The sequence below is a fragment of the Xanthobacter agilis genome, from assembly GCF_021730435.1.
Classification (GTDB): domain Bacteria; phylum Pseudomonadota; class Alphaproteobacteria; order Rhizobiales; family Xanthobacteraceae; genus Xanthobacter; species Xanthobacter agilis.
Map to the genome: position 1 here is coordinate 1 of NZ_JABWGX010000005.1, position 18,501 is coordinate 18,501.

The 18,501-nt window shown below is 68.7% G+C and carries 12 protein-coding genes; 4 read left to right on the top strand and 8 right to left on the bottom strand.

The window, feature by feature from the left end; translation table 11 throughout:
* Positions 1–385 precede the first annotated feature (385 nt).
* The gene (locus tag HUW53_RS21945; protein ID WP_307500075.1) at positions 386–4,288 is read right to left on the bottom strand and encodes an AsmA family protein; all 3,903 of its coding nucleotides are present in this window, start codon (positions 4,286–4,288) and stop codon (positions 386–388) included.
* Positions 4,289–4,460: 172 nt separating this feature from the next.
* Positions 4,461–5,873, bottom strand: a complete 1,413-nt coding sequence (locus HUW53_RS04620) for an FAD-binding oxidoreductase (RefSeq protein WP_237344585.1) — start codon at positions 5,871–5,873, stop codon at positions 4,461–4,463.
* Positions 5,874–6,096: 223 nt separating this feature from the next.
* Here HUW53_RS04620 and HUW53_RS04625 point away from each other — a divergent pair, with 223 nt between their 5' ends.
* Positions 6,097–6,606 (top strand): thioesterase family protein, encoded by a 510-nt coding sequence (locus HUW53_RS04625; protein WP_237344586.1) that lies wholly within the window; start codon positions 6,097–6,099, stop codon positions 6,604–6,606.
* Between the two features lie 368 nt (positions 6,607–6,974).
* Positions 6,975–7,166, top strand: a complete 192-nt coding sequence (locus HUW53_RS04630) for a hypothetical protein (RefSeq protein ID WP_237344587.1) — start codon at positions 6,975–6,977, stop codon at positions 7,164–7,166.
* A 74-nt stretch (positions 7,167–7,240) separates the two neighbouring features.
* On the opposite strand, the gene HUW53_RS04635 is transcribed toward HUW53_RS04630, so the two are convergent.
* The 6 genes from HUW53_RS04635 to HUW53_RS04660 all read right to left on the bottom strand — a co-directional run bounded on the left by HUW53_RS04635 (position 7,241) and on the right by HUW53_RS04660 (position 14,300).
* Positions 7,241–8,140, bottom strand: a complete 900-nt coding sequence (locus HUW53_RS04635) for a 50S ribosomal protein L11 methyltransferase (protein WP_237344588.1) — start codon at positions 8,138–8,140, stop codon at positions 7,241–7,243.
* A 30-nt stretch (positions 8,141–8,170) separates the two neighbouring features.
* Positions 8,171–9,424, bottom strand: a complete 1,254-nt coding sequence (locus HUW53_RS04640) for a GGDEF domain-containing protein (protein ID WP_237344589.1) — start codon at positions 9,422–9,424, stop codon at positions 8,171–8,173.
* Positions 9,425–9,599: 175 nt separating this feature from the next.
* Complete coding sequence (locus tag HUW53_RS04645) at positions 9,600–12,056, bottom strand: ATP-dependent helicase (protein WP_370877794.1); 2,457 nt, start codon at positions 12,054–12,056, stop codon at positions 9,600–9,602.
* A 101-nt stretch (positions 12,057–12,157) separates the two neighbouring features.
* Complete coding sequence (locus HUW53_RS04650) at positions 12,158–12,391, bottom strand: hypothetical protein (RefSeq protein ID WP_237344590.1); 234 nt, start codon at positions 12,389–12,391, stop codon at positions 12,158–12,160.
* Positions 12,392–12,471: 80 nt separating this feature from the next.
* Entirely contained in the window at positions 12,472–12,837 is a 366-nt protein-coding gene (locus HUW53_RS04655; protein WP_237344591.1) for a cupin domain-containing protein, read from the bottom strand.
* A gap of 86 nt (positions 12,838–12,923) precedes the next feature.
* A complete protein-coding gene (locus HUW53_RS04660; protein WP_237344592.1) occupies positions 12,924–14,300 on the bottom strand; it encodes an MFS transporter in 1,377 nt (458 codons plus the stop codon).
* Between the two features lie 363 nt (positions 14,301–14,663).
* On the opposite strand from HUW53_RS04660, the gene HUW53_RS04665 reads away from it, so the two are divergent.
* Both HUW53_RS04665 and HUW53_RS04670 read left to right on the top strand, forming a co-directional pair.
* The gene (locus HUW53_RS04665) at positions 14,664–16,013 is read left to right on the top strand and encodes a sensor domain-containing diguanylate cyclase (protein WP_237344593.1); all 1,350 of its coding nucleotides are present in this window, start codon (positions 14,664–14,666) and stop codon (positions 16,011–16,013) included.
* Positions 16,014–16,564: 551 nt separating this feature from the next.
* Entirely contained in the window at positions 16,565–18,493 is a 1,929-nt protein-coding gene (locus HUW53_RS04670; RefSeq protein ID WP_237344594.1) for a DUF47 family protein, read from the top strand.
* Positions 18,494–18,501: the final 8 nt, after the last annotated feature.

The window sequence follows — 18,501 nt, forward strand, 5'->3', positions numbered from 1 at the left end:
CGCCATGGTCGCGGGCGGCGGCGGCCTTTTGTGCGCGCGTGCTGCGTCCGATGGCGGGGCGTCCCGTTCGTCTCTACTTTTATACCATTTGCGCCGGTCTTTGACTGCTGCCAAGTGGGTCGGCCAAGTGGGTCGGCCAAGTGGGTCGGCCAAGTGGGTCGGCTCAAGCGCCACGAAGGCATTGCCGAAGGCTGACGCGTCGGGCTCATGGGCCTTTGGCATGAAGCCCGCCGGTGCGACCTGTCCTTGGACCTTGCTCCCGTTGCGTCGCCATGGCCGGAACGGGGGCCTGGCCGCAGAAGGCACTTTGAACAACCGCTACCCGAATCGGCTGCCCGGATCGTCCATGGCGGCCTTCGGATTCCGCTGTGCGGGGCGCCTCAGATCATTCGCCCACGAGGCCCGGAGGCCTCGGCAGATCGCCGAAGCCACGGGTGGGCGGCAGTGTCGGCTCCAGGGGCAGCGGGGGGCGCACAACCGATGCCGGCGGGCGTTCGCTGGTCCGTGCCGGCGTTTGCTGGGCCGCGGTCGCCGGGGGCGGGGCCGCCGGTAGCGGCCGGCGGACCGTCGGTGTGTGGCCCGGCGATGGGGGCGAAGCGGCCCCCGGCGCAGGTGACGTTTGAGCCGGGGATGCCTGTGTGGGCGACGACGGTGCAGGTGACGCTTGGGCCGGTGACGCGGTCGCCGGCGCGGTGCCGGCACCGGCGGCCGGCGTGCTGGTGCCGGTTCCGAACGGTGTGGGCCGGGGCGTTGCCGTGGGGGCGGGCAGGTCGCGCCGTTCAATGGCGTCACTGGCGCGCGCGGGCCGTGCCGGCTGTGGCGCTGGCGCCGCCGCGGGCCGTGGCGCGGGGGCGGCCGGGCGCGGTGCCGGCGTGGTTGCGGCGGGCGCCGCCGGGGCCGGCACGAGCGGGCTTGGTAGGATGGCGCTTGGAGTGGACGAGCTTGGAGTGGACGAGCTTGCCGCTGTTGGCGCCGCTGGAGTGGTGACGCCTCCGCGCTGGTCCTCCAGCCGCCGGGTCTCGCGCTCGATGGCGCGCAGGGCGATGACGCTGGTGAGGCCGGTGGCGCCGACGCGCCGGTCCGGTGCCATGACGGTCCCGCGCCAGGAAAGCGTTCCGGTCGGGCTGGTGCCCGATTGGGGTGGACCCTCGTATTCGATGGCGCTGTCCATCAGCAGGCGGGAAAGGTCAAGGCTGCCGCTGAAGGCGAGGCGGGTGTCGCCCGCCTGGGCCCGCGCCGGCGAGAGGCGCACGACCCCGCCGACTGTGCTGAGGGTGGATTCCGCGGCCGGGATGCGCAGCGGTCCGCGCATCAGGGCGCGGTCGAACAACAAGGCGGTGTGCCGCTCGTCGGGCGGGGTGGCAAGGCCCGCCGTATCCGCCAGCACCACCGAGACGGCCGAGGGATCGGCCTCGCCCACCTCGAGGTTCTGCACCACGATGGTGCCCTGGCCGGACAGGCTCTGCACCAGTTGCAGCGGGGTCCGGCCGCTGCCGCCCAGGTCGAGGGAGAGGCTGAGGCGGCCCCGGGGCGGGGCGCTGGCCGCGGTGGGCGCGATGAGGGCGGGGATTTCGACCTTGTCGAGCAGCACGCGGCCATCGGCTTCCACGCCCTCGCCGCGCCGACGTACCTCCAGGTGGGCGCCGGCCGTCCCGCCGCCGAAGCTGCCGGAAATGTCCCGCAGGTCGAGGTCCACGCCGTCGCTGACGAGCCGCATCTTCGCGGTGGTGAGGGTGTAGGGGCCGATCAGGTTGAGGCGTCCGGCCACGAGATCGAGGCCGAAGGCGACCCCGCTCACGGGATTGGGGAGGAACCGGGCGTTGCTCCAGAACGCGCCGCTTTGCTCGGGCGCGGCCGCGCGGGCACCGAACAGGCCGACCACCGCCGGCACCGACAAGCTGTCGAAGGCCAGGCGCCCGGTCAGGCGGGGGACGGCACCGGGCTCGAGGTCCACGGCGCCGGTCACCGGCGCGCCGCCGAGGGAGCCTTCCACGTTCGCGGCGCGCCATACCCCATCGCGCCGCGACAGGTTGAAGGCGAGGGCGGCGGGCACCGGTGCATTGTCGGCCGCCGCGGCCAATTGGGGCAGCAGCCGTCCCAGATCGGCCCCATCGGCGCGCACCGAGAGCGCGGGCTCGAGGGTGCCATTCACGAGCCGCGCCTTGCCCTCGGCGGTCAGGGAGAGCGTGGGGGTGGAGAGCCGCGCCTTCACATCGCCCTCGCCCGGGGTCAGCGGCGCGAGGCTGAACGCGCCCTGCACTGCGCCGAGGCGCGGGTTGAGCCCCTCGATGCCGAGCGCGCCGAGCAGCTGGGCGCCATCCTCCGCATCTGCGGTGAGGTCGATGGCGAGCGGCACGCCCGCGGTGCTGCGGGTAAACGCCACCTGGCCCGTGATGCGCCCGAGGCTGCCGGCGCTGGAGACGCGGCGTCCACCGGCCTCGCGCCACTCCACGGCGCTCGTCAGCTTCACCGGGGCCGCCACCGGCACAAGGCGGGCGAGCACGTCGGCGATCTCCGGTCCGGCCATCAGGCGGGCCACGGGGACGAGGCCATCGGCCTTGGCGCCGCTCATGGTGAGGTTGAACTCGCCGCGCGGCGTGGTGGAGAAGTTTTCCATCCAGCCCGCGCCTTCGAGATGGAGCCCGCCCAGGTCGTCCATGACCATCCGCTTCACCCGCCAGCTCCCGCCGGTGGCGGAGGCGTCGAGGACGAGACGGCCCAGGGGCTGTTCCGCGATGGTGAGGTTCCGCCCGTCGAGCTTCAGGTTGGCATCGGCGCCGCCGCCCACGGTGGTGGCCGCCCGCTGCAAGGCCGCGATCAGGGGATCGAGGTCGAAGCTGTCGAGGGTGAGGGTCATGTCCAGCTTCGGCCCGCCAGTGGCCGGCAGGGCGGCGGCCAGGGTGCCGGTGAGCCGTCCGGGGCCGATGACCGCGTTGAGACCGTCGAGGGCGATGCCGCCCGGCGACAGCCGCACCTTGCTGGCAATGCGCACGGGCGCCTTGAGGGCGGCGCTGATGTCGCGGGCGGCCTCGGGCACGGCCCAGCGCACGAAGGCGGCCGGGTCCTCGGCGCTGAAGGAGAGGGCGCCGGCGAAGCTTCCGCCATCGGGCGCGCCGGACGCCTTCAGCGCGGCCTTGCCGGGCAACAGGGCCTCGGCGGTGTCGATGCGCCAGCCGGACGAGCTGCCGGTGAGGTCGAGCCGCACATCGCGCACCACCGTGCCGCCCAGCGCCAGCTGTTCGGCGGATACGCCGATCTTGGAGGCGATGTCGGGGGCGGGCAGGTCCGCCAGCATCCACAGGCCGCGCGCCAGCGCTTCCGCCGGGCGGATGGCCGGGCTCGTCCCCGGCGTGGCGGTGCCGCCGGCGCCGAGCGCGTCGAGGTCGAGGCTGCGGGCGTTCAGCACCACGTCGAGGCCGATGGCGCGGCCGAGGGTGAGCCGCGCCGCGCCTGAAAGCTGGGCCGGCGTCGCCGCACCGCCGAGGGCGAGTTCCAGGCTGTCGGCCAGGATCTGGGCGGGGGACGCCTTCAAGTGCCCCGCGAGCTGCCAGGAATCGAGGCTGGCCGCGCCCTTGCGGGTGACGCTGGCGCGTCCGTCGAAGCCGGGCATGCCATTGGCGGCGGAAAAGGTGCCGTCGAGATCCACGCTATAGGGCCGGCTGCGGCCGTCGAGCGTCAGGCGCAGCTTGCCGCTGCCGGTGGCGTCCAGTTTGCCAAGGGTGGAGCGCAGGCCGAAGCGGGCGCCGGAGGCTTCCACCTCCCCGTCGAGCTTGAACGGACCGGACAGGGAACGGGCTTCGCCACGCAGGTCCAGATCGTCCAGGGTGACGGTATGGTCGGAGGCGCGGTCGAGCACGTCGAGGGTTCCGTCGCGCACCTCCAGGCGGGCGATCCCGATCTCCGCGGCGCGGCTGGCGCCGGTGGGCAGGGCGACGCGGCCGCTGCTGTCGATGACGAGCCGCATCTGCGGCTTCACCAGGGTGACACCCGTGGCCTGCACCTCGCCACGCATGAGGGCGCCGAGGGACAGTTCCGCCTGGAACTCGCGGACGGTGCCTCCGGTGGAAACCACATCGCCCAGGGTCACATCCTTGAGCGTGAGGCGCGGGGCGGGCAGGATCTCCGCTTCGATGGCGCCGCGGATGACCACCGGAATGCCCAGGGTCCGGCCGATCTCGCGCTCGAAGGTGCCGCGCCAGGCGTTCCAGTCCACCACCAGCGGTGCCGCAAAGGCGCCGAGGATGGCGAGCGTCACCGCTGTCGCGAGGCTGATGAGGATCCCTTGCACGCCCGTCTCCTCGATCGCCCGCCGGATGAACCGCGGGCAGTGATGACTCCATTGTGGCGCATCTTCGCGTCAATGGTGCAGCGCGAAAGCCGCTCGGCCTGTCTTTTCGCATGATCGGACGATGTCGGCGGCGGCATCCGGATCTTGTTCCGGGGGTGCCTTCCGATCGCGATCAGAGGGTGAAGATCTTGTCTGGATTCATGATGTTGTGGGGGTCGAGGGCGCGCTTGATGGCGCGCATGGCGTCGAGCGCGCCTTCGCCGTGTTCGGCCGCCATGTATTTCATCTTGCCCTGGCCGATGCCGTGCTCGCCGGTGGCGGTTCCGCCCATGGCAAGGGCGCGTTCCACAAGCCTTGCCATGAACTGCTTTGCCTTGGCGAGGTCGGCGGCATCGTCCATGTCCACCATCAGGACGGTGTGGAAATTGCCGTCGCCCACATGACCCACGATGGGCGCGACCAGGCCCATCGCCACGATGTCCGCCTTGGTCGCCTCCACGCAATCGGCGAGGCGCGAGATGGGCACGCACACGTCGGTGGCGACCGCCTTGGCGCCGGGGCGCAGCAGCAGTGCCGCCCAATAGGCGTCGTGGCGGGCCTGCCAGAGCCGGGAGCGCTCCTCGGGCTTCACCGAAAACTCCGAGGGGCCGCCGCCAAACTCGGCGGCAATGGCGCCGAAGAGCTCGGCCTGCTCGTGCACGCCGGCCGTGGTGCCGTGGAACTCCATGAACAGGGTGGGGGTCTCGGCCAGGCTCAGCCGGGCGTAAGCGTTGCACGCCTTCACCTGCACCTCGTCCAGCAATTCGATGCGCGCTACCGGAATGCCGCTCTGGATGGTGGCGATGACCGCGTCGCAAGCCGTCGTGATGCTGGGGAAGGGGCACACGGCGGACGAAATGGCCTCAGGAATGCCGTAGAGCTTCAGCGTGATCTCGGTGACGATGCCGAGCGTGCCTTCGGCGCCCACGAACAGGCGGGTGAGATCGTAGCCGGCGGCAGATTTGCGGGCGCGCGTGCCGGTGGTGATGAGGCGCCCGTCGGCGGTTACCACCTTCAGCGACAGCACATTGTCCTTCATGGTGCCGTAGCGCACCGCGTTGGTGCCCGAGGCGCGGGTGGAGACCATGCCGCCCAGGGTGGCATCGGCACCCGGGTCGATGGGGAAGAACAGGCCCTGGTCGCGCAGGTCCTCGTTCAGGCGCTTGCGGGTGACGCCCGGCTCAAGGACGCAGTCGAGGTCGGCGCTGTTTACGGCGAGGATGCGGTTCATGCGCGAGAGGTCGATGCAGACCCCGCCCCTTGGCGCGTTCACCTGCCCCTCCAAGGAGGTGCCCGCCCCCCAGGCGATGACGGGAACCCCATGGGCCGCACAGATGCGAACGGTGGTCTGCACGTCTTCTGTGCATGCGGCGAACACCACCGCATCCGCCGGTTCGTTGGGTAGGTAGGTGGTCACATTGGCATGCTGCTCGCGGACCGCCGTTGTCGTCACGACCTTGTGATCAAGCGCGGATTTGAGTTCTGCTGTGGCGGAAACGACACGGTCGCCGATTGGGGGGCTCGAGTGTGCATCTGCGGCAAGCATTTACTTTTCCTTAACTTTGGCTGCGACGCTCAGGTTGGGCCGGCGAATCGAAAAAGACGGGGAATGGTAGGAGATAGCCGTGCGTCGATGTTTTCAATTTGACAGTGATATTTCTGATTCGCTCGGTCCGCCAGATTTTGATCCATTTCCGGCGTGACGATGGGCGCGTCTCACGGCACAGTGACTACCGCTCAAGCAAACTTCAAGACAGGGAGCGACGGCCATGCTGGATCGGATGGATTTCGAGCCTGTATTCTTCGCCCCGTTTGTCTCCTCCGGCAGGAAGGTGGAACGGGCGTGGATGGATTATAACGGCCATTTGAAGATGGCTTATTACAATCTGGTCTTTGATCAGGCCGTGGAAGAGGCGCTAACTCTTCTTGGCTTGGGTGCGCAATATGCGCATGAGCGCGGATCATCCTTCTTCACCGCGGAAGCGCACATTCGCTATCTCCGGGAGATCACGCCGGAATGTCCGGTGCGGGTCACCCTGCGCCTCATGGATTACGACGACAAGCGTATCCATCTCTACCAGATGCTGCATCATGCTGCCGAGGGGTGGGTTTCCGCCACCTGCGAGCAGGTGGCGCTGCATGTCAACCTGAAGACGCGCCATGTGACGCCGTTTCCCGACGACGTTCTGGAGCGTATCGCGCTGATGCGCGCCACCCATGCGGCGTTGCCGGCACCGGACGGGTTGGGGCGGAAGGTCTGCATGGGCGCCCGCTGCTGAGCGGGCGGCCCCGCCGCCGTGGCGGGTTTCCGGGCGCCCGCCGGGTTCCCGCCATGGCGCCTGATGCCGCTCTCTCCGGTCGGGGACCCGCCGGAGGCGATCCCGATCGACGGTTGACAGGGGGCTGCGCGGTGGGTATCTCCCCTTCCGCTACATCTGCCTAGTTTTGCGGCGGTGCCGAAATCCCTTTGAAAATCATGCCGTTTTGCACCTGCAAGGAGCGGGCCGGAACAGGCGCGCCGTCATTGCGTGCAATGCAGGGCAGCTATGCTGACCTATCTCTTCCGCCTTTGGTGCGACGCAACATATCCTGACCGGCATCAAGGGCGATCTTGCCCGGATGACATGACCCGGAACAGGAGGCCTCCATGAGTGCCGTGACCTATCCCGCGAAGTCGTTCTCTCTCTCCCGCGACGCGAGCGCCGCCGAAATGCCCGCGAAGGGTCTTTTTCGGCGCCTGTTCGACGCCCTCATCGCCGCCCGCGCCGCCCAGGCCGAGCGCGAGGTGTCGCGGTACCTTGCCCGTCGGGTCGAGGATCATCCCGACCTCCATCATTGAGTGTTCCGCTTGCCGTCTGGAGCCGCTGTCGCGGCCTGTGGTTGGGCGCGCGCCGTCGCAGGCGCGCGGCACGCTCAGCGATCGGCGGCGAGAACGAGGGTTGCCCAACCCTCGATGTGCCGGCGCGACACCAGATGCAGGCCCTGGCTGCGATAGGCCGCCAGCGCCGCGGGCACATGCGACACGAGGAGGCCCGACAGGACGATGCGCCCCCCCGGCGCCAGCAGCGCGCGCAGCGGCCGCGCGAGGCGCTTCAGCGGGGGCAGCAGGATGTTGGCCAGAATCAGATCGTAGGGGCCCCCTGCCGTGATGTTGCGGGCATCGGCGCCCGCCGCGTGCAGCAGGGTCATGCCGGCGCCCGCCTTGTTGGCGCGGGCGTTCACCTTGGCGGTGCGCACGGCGACGATGTCGATGTCGCTCGCCACGACCTGGGTGTGGAACCGCCGGGTGGCGGCGATTGCGAGCACGCCGGTGCCGGTGCCCACATCCAGCACCCGTTGCGGTCGGCCGATGCGGGCAATGTCCGCGATGGCGGCAAGGCAGCCCTGGGTAGTGCCGTGGTGACCGGTACCGAAGGCAAGGGCCGCCTCGATTTCGATGCCGATGGCGCTGGCCGGCACCCGGCAGCGGTCGTGGGCGCCGTGCACCATGAAAGGGCCGACTTTCACCGGCGCGAGGCCCTCCAGGCTGGCGGCCACCCAGTCCTTTTCCTCCACCGCCGAGAAGGTGACCGCGGCTGCCAGCTCCTCGCCGGCGGCGAAGCCCACCAGTTCGCGCAGGCGCTCAGCGTCGAAGGCGTCTCCGGCGAAGACCTCCACCAGCCAGTCGTCCTCCGCCTGCTCGAAAATCGCGACTGTCACGTCGGCCGGATCGAAGCTCTCCGAGATGAGATCGGAGATCCGCATCGCCGTGGTGCGCGGCGCGGCGACACGCATGACATGGGTGGCGTCGTTCGGGGGGAGACCTTCGAGCATCAGGGGCTGTATCCGCGCTTCAGGGACGGCTCAGGGCGTGAAGGCGCCGACGAAGGTGTCGCGCCCTCCGGCCTTGGCCGCATAGAGGCGCTTGTCGGCCATGCCGAGCAGATCCGTCAAGGTCTCGCCGTCTTCCGGCGCGGTGGCGACGCCGATGGAGAGGGTAAGCGCGGGCACCCCCTCGGGCAGTTCGAGGGCGGCGATGCGATCGCGCAGCATGGCGGCAAGCGCCATGGCGCCCGCGTGGTCGACGCCGGGCGCGAAGGCGGCGAACTCGTCGCCGCCGTAGCGCACCACATAGTCCGACTGCCGCAGGCCATCGTTGAGGGTCTCGGCCACCCGCCGCAGCACCTGGTCGCCCACCGGGTGCCCGAAGCGGTCGTTCACCTCTTTGAAATTGTCGATGTCGACCAGCAGCAGGCTCATGGGCCGGTGGGCGGTCCGCGCCAGGGTGATGAGGTCCCGCCCCACCGGCTCGAACTGACCGCGATGCAGCACCTGGGTGAGCGGATCGCGGCGCGCGGCGCGGCTCAAGTCCTCATAACGCTGGCGGTAAGTGAGGATGCCGAACACATCGCGGAGCCGGCGCGGCGCGACCTGCGCGATCATCTCGAAACGCTTGAGGTAAACAGCCAGGAGAAACGCATAGAGCGCCGCCGCCACCAGCTTGCCGATCCAGCCCCCGAGCCCCGCCGAAAACGGCACGCCAACGCTGAGGTGCAGCACCGCGAAGAAGCCCGCCTGATCGAAGGTGAGGACCACCGCCAGGGTCAGCCAGATCACCAGGACCGGCCATTTGTTGAGCTGTCGCGACAGCCGTTCGTAGATGAGGATCATGGCGATGCAATCCGCGAACAGCAGCGCCGTGCCCCACAGCATCAGCCCGCCGATCTGGTCCATGAAGGCAAGGTCGCTCGTCGCCGGCTGGGGACTGCCGGGAAGCTCCAGCCTGAGGATTGACACCAAAGCGACGAGGATCGCGTTGCCCAGAAGCAGGCCATAGATGGGCTGGCGCGCGACTTCCGCGTCTTCGCGGATGTATACCAGAAGCAGCAGTGCAAGCTTACCCGAAAACATCACCACCGAGCCGGGCGACAAGGATATTCCGAACGGTAGAGAGAGGTATAAAGATGCGGCAAGGTAGGTCTCCATGAAATGGAGACTGCCCAGGGCGCAAAAGAACGTGCCGATGCCGAGTGTCGCGCGCAGGCGGAATAGCGCCAGCATCGCCCCGAAATAGACGAGGAGCGCGATGACCAGCAGGGGGATGGTGAACAGGGCCATGGGGTTGCGCGCATCACCGTGCGACCCGGCGCCATCGCCGCTCGCAGGAGAGAAAAAAGGGGTACACCGTCCGCCGTTCCCCCGGTTGGCGGGCGCCGTCATGCCGGGCAACCTGCGAACTAAGCCACCATGACGCTGCAAAAGACAAGCAGGCCCAGCCCGGCGGGACCCGCGCTCAGGCTTTTTCGATGAAGGTTTCCAGAACCCGCTTCTCACCGGCCTTGTCGAATTGGACCGTGAGCTTGTTGCCGTCGATGCCTGTGATCTCGCCATAGCCGAACTTGACGTGGAACACCCGCTCGCCCCGGCTGAAGGTGGAGGGCGCGCCGGTGGACGAGGCCACCAGTGTGCCTTCGATCAGCGGCGGGCTCCCGTGAGTGCTCCCATGAGTGCTTCCATGGGCGCCGCGGGCTCCGCCACGCCCGGCGCCAACATTGCCGGCGCCAGCATTGAAGCCGCCCTCGCGCTGGCTTTGCGCCCGCTGCCAGCCGGGGGTCGAGTAGGACGAACTTCCGAAGGAGCCGCCCGCGCGGTCGAACCGGCTCTCGCCATAGCTTGATCCGCCATAGCCGGAGCCGCCCCAGCCCATGCCGCCACGGCTCTCTTCCACCTTGACATGGGAGTCCGGCAGCTCGTCGAGGAAGCGGCTCGGCAGGGTCGAGTTCCACAGGCCGTGGATGCGCCGGTTGGAGGCGAAATAGATGCGCGCCGAGGCGCGCGCCCGCGTGATGCCCACATAGGCGAGGCGGCGTTCTTCCTCGAGCCCGGCCTTGCCCTGGTCGTCCAGCGCCCGCTGGTGGGGGAACAGGCCCTCCTCCCAGCCGGGGAGGAAGACGGTATCGAACTCCAGGCCCTTGGCGGAGTGCAGCGTCATCACCTGCACCGCGTCTTCGCCGGCGCCGTTGTCGACATCCATCACCAGGGAAATGTGCTCCAGGAAGCCGCCGAGATTCTCGAACGGCTCCATGGAGCGCACCAGCTCCTTCAGGTTCTCGAGCCGTCCGGCCGCTTCCGCCGAGCGGTCTTTCTGCCACATCTCCGTATAGCCGCTCTCGTCGAGCACGATCTCGGCCAATTCGGTGTGCGAGAGCACGCGGGACTGCTCGCGCCAGCGTGCGAACATGTCCAGGAGGCCGCGCAAGGTGGAACGCACCTTGGGCTTCAGCTCCTCGCTCTCGGTAAGTACGCGCACCGCATCCTGGAGCGGCACGCGGGCGGCGCGGGCGACATCGTGAATCTGCTTCAAGGTGGCATCGCCGATGCCGCGCTTGGGCACGTTCACGATGCGCTCGAACGCGAGATCGTCGGAACCGGAATTGACGCAGCGCAGATAGGCCAGCGCATCGCGGATCTCGGCCCGCTCGTAGAAGCGCGGGCCGCCGATGACCCGATAGGGCAGGCCGAGGGTGACGAAGCGGTCTTCGAACTCGCGCATCTGGAACGAGGCGCGCACCAGAATGGCGATCTGCGAGAGCGGGTGGCCGGCGCGCTGGAGGGCCTCGATCTCGTCGCCGATGGCGCGCGCTTCCTCGCCTGAATCCCAGGCGCCGGTGACGGTGACGCGCTCGCCATCGTCTCCTTCCGAGAACAGGGTCTTGCCGAGCCGCCCCTCGTTATGGGCGATGAGGTGGGACGCGGCGGCCAGGATATGGCCGGTGGAGCGGTAGTTGCGTTCCAGCCGGATCACGGCGGCGCCGGGGAAATCGCTCTCGAAGCGCAGGATGTTGTCCACCTCGGCGCCGCGCCAGCCATAGATCGACTGGTCGTCGTCGCCCACGCAGCACACGTTTTTCGAGCCCTGGGCGAGAAGTCGCAGCCACAGATATTGGGCGACGTTGGTGTCTTGATACTCGTCCACCAGCAGATATTTGAACTTGCGGTGGTATTCGGCGAGCACGTCGGGATTTTCGCGGAACAGGCGGATGCCTTCCAGCAGCAGGTCGCCGAAGTCCACGGCGTTGAGCGCCTTCAACCGCGCCTGATAGGCGGCATAGAGGGTTCCGCCCTTGCCGTTGGCGAACACGGCCCCCTCGCCGGCCGGCACGTCCTTCGGCGACAGGCCGCGGTTTTTCCAACCGTCGATGGTGGCGGCGAGCAGGCGCGCCGGCCAGCGCTTGTCATCGATGTTCTCGGCGGTCAGCAACTGCTTCAACAGGCGGATCTGGTCGTCGGTGTCGAGGATGGTGAAGCCGCTTTTCAGCCCCACCAATTCGTGGTGACGCCGCAGGATGCGCACGCCGATGGCGTGGAAGGTGCCGAGCCAGGGCATGCCCTCCACCAGATCGCCGACCATGGTGCCGATTCGGTCCTTCATCTCCCGCGCCGCCTTGTTGGTGAAGGTGACGGCCAGGATCTGGGACGGATAGGCGCGCCCGGTGGCGAGGATGTGGGCGATGCGGGTGGTGAGCACGCGGGTCTTGCCGGTGCCGGCGCCGGCCAGCACCAGCAGCGGGCCTTCCAGGGTCTCCACCGCCGCGCGCTGCTCGGGATTGAGGCCGGAAAGATAGGGGGTCTCCGGCGCGGCCGGAGCCGCCCCCGCCAGCGCCCGCGCGGCGATGCCACCGGGCCGCGGGGAGGGACTGTCGGGCGCCGGTTCGGCCGGATGCCGGCGCGATAGGGGCAACTGGGTCAAGGGCACTGTCTCGCGGGAGCGTGATTCTCTGTCGAGAACAAAATGGCACTCAATCACGGCGATTGCGAGGGCGCCCGACATGAGGCCACAGGGGCCGCTCGTTATTTCAGCAGGTCCATGGCGCCGTCCCTGCGCCAGGTGCGGGCGCGCAGCCGCGGCGCGAGCCACCACGACAGCGGCATCGACACCAGCGCGGTGCCCGCGACCACCCACGGCATCAGGCTCATGGCCTCGCGCGAGAAGGGGGAGAGCAGCAGCACCAAGGTGGCGGCGAAGAATGCCAGCGCCTGGATCATCAGGAAGAGCATGGCCGAAATCTGAAGTCGCACGGACATGACGTTTTTCCTTATCCGAAAATCAGGTCTCGGAAGGAAACAAGCCGGGCGTCCCATAGGTTCCCGCCGGCAGGGGCGGCTCAGAGGATGCCGCCGTCGATGTCTCCGGGCACGCCCCCGGCCGTCGGCTTCGGCAGGTGCACCACATAGAATTTGCGCACCGGCGTCACGTTGCGCCAGGTGCCGCTGAAGCCGGAGGGGATGAGGAAGGACTCTCCCGCCTGATACACCTCCATGTGCCCGGAGGCGTCGGTGAGCTCCACCGTGCCTTCCAGGAGCACGCAGAATTCGTCCTCTTCGTAATGGACGGAAAGGGTCGAGCTTTCCGAGCCCCAGAAGCCGGCGGAGAAGGCGCCGGTTGTGTCTTGATACCACTCGTGGACCGTGGTGGCCGAGGCCGGGTCCACATGGGGCGCGGGGTTGAAGCGGATCGAGCGGAGCGTCATGGCGATCTCGGCGCAGTGGGTGCGATGTTCCAGCCTAATCCTTGGCCGAGGATTCCGGCGCGGGCAAGGACAAGCCATGGCCGGGCTCAGGCGCGGCCGGGCCGGGGCACGCCGCGCAGGCCGGCAATGAGCCATGCGCCGAGCCCGAAGAACACCAGCAGCACCCCCACGCCTGCCCGCTGGCTGGCGGTGATTGCCGTCACCACCGCGACCGTGGTGGGTGCGGCGAAGGAGGTGATGCGGCCCGATAGGGCGAACAGGCCGAAGCATTCGGCCAGATGCTCCGGCGGCGCGAGCCTCACCAGCAGGGTGCGGGATGCGGCCTGAAGCGGCCCCGCCACCGCACCGATGAGCAGGCCGAGGCCGAGATAGGCGCGCTCCGGAACGGTGGCGAACAGGCCGGTGCCCGGCGCCGTGGGCACGAGGCCGAACAATAGCGAGTCGCGGGCCAGCGACAGGAGGCCGACGCAGGCGACGATCAGGCACCCGAGCGCCACCAGGATGACGATGCGGGAGCCGAACCTGTCGTCCAGCCAGCCGCCGGCCAGGGCCCCCAGGGTGCCGGTGATGGTGAGCAGGATGCCGAAGATGCCGATCTCCACGGAGCCCCAGCCGAACACGCCCGCGGCATAGATGCCGCCGAAGGCGAACAGGGCCACCAGCCCGTCGGCATAGATCATGTTGCCGATCAGGAAGCGCGCCAGCATCGGCCGGGTCCGCAGGCGCGGCAGCAGGGCGCGGATTCGGGAAAGGCCGGTCTTGGCGGCGACTGTCATGGGCATGGCCGCGGGCGGGTCGGGCACCAGCAGGAACAGGGGCAGCACCAGCACCGCGAACCACACGGCGGTGAACGGACCGGACAGGCGGTCGCCCTGCCGCGTGGCGGCATCGAGCCCAAAGGCCGGCGGCGCCCCGAGCAGGGTCAGCCCGGTGTCGGGCCGGGTGGAGAAGAAGGCGAGCATCACCGCCAGCGACACCAGCCCGCCGAAATAGCCCGCCGCCCAGCCGATGCCGGACAGCCGTCCGAGCCGCTCGGGCGGCGCGAGGTTTGGCATCATCGCATTGTTGAACACCGTGGCGAACTCGACCCCGATGGTGCCCACCGCGAACGCGACGAGGATCAGCGGGATGCGGCTTTCGTCACCGGGCGTGGCGAACCACAGCAGGCCGGAGCCGATCATCAGCATGGCGCCGAACAGGGCGATCCACGGCTTGCGTCGGCCCGAAGCATCGGCGACGGCGCCCAGCACCGGCGAGCAGAAGGCGATGAAAAGTCCCGCCGCGCCGGTGGCAAAGCCCCACAGCGCCTGCCCTTCCGCCGGGGTCGGCGCCACCGCGGAGGCGAAATAGGGGGCGAAGATGAAGGTGGTGATGAGCGTGAAATAAGGCTGGCACGCCGGGTCGAACAGGATCCAGCCAAGCGTCGCCCGTCGTCTTTCGGAATCAGTAAAGATCGGGAGCATGAAAATAAAATTCTAGAGGGGAGGGGCTGACACACCAGTGTGATTTTTTGACCTTATACGAAAGGATTGTCGGCCGCGAGACATCGCAAGGGGTTTGTTCATTATAAAGCGTGCTCCGCCTTGAACGCGCAGGGGGATTGCGTACATTTTCACCACTGACCCGCCATGGGCAACGTCTCACGGTGCACGAATGCCTGAAGGCCGCACCGGTGCTGCGGTCGGGGGAACGCCAAGTCGAACGGTGGGCGGCATCCAGGAAGTCCAGGCGCTGTTGTGTCGGCGCCAAGCGAAGGTCTTAAGGCCATGGGGCTGATTGTTCCTGAGCATGACAGTTCCCTTGCGGGTGAAGAGACGTGGCCACTGTTGAGGTTTGTCCGCCGCGCCCTCGGCATGGGGGCCGTGGTCCTCGCCCGCCCCGGCCGGCGGCTGCAGGTGGCGCACGCCGACGCGCGGATGGATGGGATGGTCGATGCGCCGCCGTTGTTCCAGGTGGCGGCCGCCTTGCGGCAGCGCCTGACCATCGACGACCTGCTCGACAGTCCCGCCTATCACGCCACGCGGATCGACGGCGCGGCGCAGCCGCTGCGCTTCTTCGCGAGCGCGCCTCTGGTTTCGTCGGCGGGAGCCGGTCTTGGCGCCCTGTGCGTGGTTGATCCGCAGCCGCGCGCCGGCGATGCCGGATTGACCCGGCAGATGGAGGAGGCCGCGCGGCTGCTGGTGCCGCTGCTGACGGCCGAAGCCGAAAGCGCGTCGGTGGCGGCGCTTCGTTTCGATCTCGCCCAGGCCGAAGGGGCCGCACGCCAGCATGCGGCGGCCGCGCGACGCTATAAGAAGATGTACGAACGGGCCTCGGCGTGCGGCAAGATCGGTGTGTGGGAGTTCGACTTTCGGACCCGCCAACTGACCTGGACCGATGGGGTCTACGACATTTTCGGCGTGCCCCGTGGCACCCGGATCACGGGCGAGATCGCTTGGACGCTGTATGACCACGCCTCCCGCCGGGATCTGGAGCGCCTGCGCGAGCAGGCCATAGCAACCTGCGGGGGCTTCACCCTCGATGCGCGCATCCGCGACCTGCGGGGCGTCCTCAAATGGGTGCGCGTGAGTGGCGAGGTGGAGGCGGACGACGGGCAACCCGTGCGCATCTTCGGCCTCAAGCAGGATATCACCGCCGAACGGAGCCTGCGCGACCAGCTGCGCCGCCACACGGAGTGCGATGCCTTCACCGGCCTGTCCAGCCGGGTCATGCTCGAACAGGTCCTTGCCGAGGTGCGGGAAGGGTGCCCGCGCGCGTTGTTGCTCGTTGACCTCGACGGCTTCAAGGGGGTGAACGACAGCTTCGGGCGCAAGGTGGGCGATGCCTGTCTGCTGGAAGTGGCCACGCGGCTGCGGCGGGTGTTCCGGGGCATGGACCTGATCGCCAGGATCGGCAGCGACGCATTCGCGGTTCTGGCTCAGGGCCCGCAGGCGGTCGCTGAGCTGGAAGGGCGGGTCCATGCGGCGGCTGAAGCCATCAGCGCGCCCATTGCCGCGGACGGGCATGTCTTCAGCGTCGCCGCCGCGATCGGCATCGGCCGGACCGAGGGGCACGGGGCTGCCGACGATCTGTTCGCCCAGGCGGATGCCGACCTGCGCGCGGCCCGGAACCGAGGCCGGAAACGCCCGTGCGGTGATGGCGAAGCATCGGCCGAACGCGAGATCCGGCGCGCCTGAGACCGGCACGGGGCCGAGAGCGCGGCGCCCGCGCTGGCTCGTCCCCTTTCTACGCTTTTTTCGTCGTTCCTTGGGAGCGGTTCGATCGCAGCGGGCGGCCCCATGTGTGTTGCCCTGCGCGCGATCCGGGTGTCGCGCTTTTCGCGAGGTCTGCGGCATTTATGCAATGTTAGCGTGTATTGCGTCTTGTCGTGGCGTGGGTTGTCTAGCTTCGGGAGCGGCCGAATAGCCCCGTTTGCCGGCGTTTCGTGAACTGGAAACCCGCGCAGTTCCTTGCGAGTCCGCCTGGAAGTGCTGGGATGTCCAGGTTTGGCGCCGCGATCACTGATGTTGGTCCGTTGTTGCGGAGCAATTGGCCCCCACGTTCAAGTCATGACAGATTCATGACGCGCAACAATCAGTTACCTCTGTTTTTTTTTGACATCGACCATGATGTAATTGGATGTTGTTGTTCCCGTGGCTATGTCTCTGCGAGCTTTGATCGGTCCTGGCCCCTCAATTGCCGATGGGTGCCGACCGGGGTGCGTTGGCGGCAAGGGCGGGAGACGTGCATGAAGTCCCAAATTGTCGAGGAACTTGGCCAGGGCGAGATTCTCCTGCCATCCCTCATTGCCGATGGCCTTCGGGCGAATGACCGGGTGAAGGTGCGCCTGAGCGTGCTGCAGGATGCCGGTCGCCACGCCCGCGCGCCGGCCGCGCCGCGTTTCGCGCTCACCGAGGAATGTCGTGAAGTGGGGCTCGACCCGGTGGCGATGGATGCCTTGGTCACGCGGGCGGGACGGGCGTCCGGGGATGAGGTGAGCGCACCGGGCATCGGCGCGCTTGGGGTGGGCGTGTGGGACGATGTCGCGACCATGGCGCGGGCGGTGGCGGCCGGCGACGCGGCGGCCGGGGAGGTCGCGGGGCGCCGTCTGTCGGCGCTGCGCGGGCATACGGCCCTCGGCCAGAGCGACACCCTGTCCGAGGCCGAGATTCTGGCCCTGTCCAGCCTGTCCGCCAATGGCGGTGACAGCCTGCATCGTCTCATCATGGATCTGCACAAGGACCTCAACCGCCTGGCGGCCGCGCACGCGGAGGAGGTGGTGGCCGGCGCCCACGCCTATGGCCTGTTGCCGCAGGACAAGCCGGCGGTGGAAGCCTTCATGCGCGGGGTCGAGGCCACCCGGAAGCTGAAGTTCGACCATCCGGGCCTTGCCACGGTGGCCACCCGCGCCGGCTCCCGCCTCACCATCCAGAACGACATCGGGGAGACCGATGCCCATGTGGTGGTGATCGTGGTGGAAAAGGACACGGTGAGCGTCACTTATTCCGACGTGCACCGGCCGCGCGCCAAGTTTTTCGTCGCCTGCTTCGATGGCCTGGGCGCCAAATGGAGCGATTTCGACGCCCGCCACGCGGAAGGTCTCGCCGAGGGCGGCGTGTTCTATCTCGTGTCCGGCCGGCTGACCGATGCCGACGAGGCCCAGCGCTTCGCCTTCCTGGAGGCGCTCGGCGCGGCGCTGGTGTTCCTCATCGACTGGAACAAGGCGCGCAAGGTGCTCAGGGCCTGGGTGCCGAAGGCGGACGCGGTGCGCATCCTGCAATGGGCGGCGCGCAACCGGGTGGGCCATCGCGGTTTCCTGGAGCTTGGCGGCAGCGAACTGGTGGCGGCGGCGGTGCACCATGCGGCCCCCACCCGCATCGGCTTCGGCGAGCGGCTCGATGCCGTGCTCGGGCGCGAGGCGGCGGTCGGTTTCCTTCAGGCGGTGCTGCGCATATCGGCGGAGGCGCTGCTGGAGGGCAGTTCGCTGCGCCTCGCCCGCGACCGGATCGAGGCGGATCTCGTTTGGCGCCTGGAGCGGGTGGACACGGCGCTGCTGGCCGTGGTGATCCGCCAAGCGGGCCTTGCGCGGGAGGTGGCGGTGGCCATTGCCCAGCATGTGGATGCCCTCGCCAACGGCCGGGAGACCGATGGCGAGGCGCTTGCCGCGACCGCGCGCCGCATCGAGCAGAAGGCCGACCGGATCGCCCTGGACGTGCGCGGCGAGATCGCGCGGCTCGATGCCGACCGCGCGGTGGAGCGGCTCGTCAACCGCATCGAGGAGGCCATCGACGAGCTGGAGCAGGCGGCCTTCATCGCCTCGCTGCTGCCGTCGGCGTTCGATGCCGATCTCGCCGAGCTGTTGCTGCGGCTGGCGCGGCTCGCGGTGGCGGGCAGCGAGGCGGCCGCCATGGGCGTCGCCGCCGCGGCCGAGATCCCCGACGGCAATCGCGTGGACAGCGAGGACGCCCTCGCCGCGTTCGGCCGCCTGGTGGAGATCGAGCACGACGGCGATGCCATGGAGCGGGCCGTTACCACCCATGTGCTGCGGGGCGATTACGAGCTGAAGGTGGCCTTGTCCGCGCTGGAGCTGGCGCGCGCGCTGGAGCGCTCCACCGATCAATTGGCCGGGTTCGGTCACCTGCTCCATGCCCACGTCCTCGCCGATCTCACCAAATAGAAGGGCTC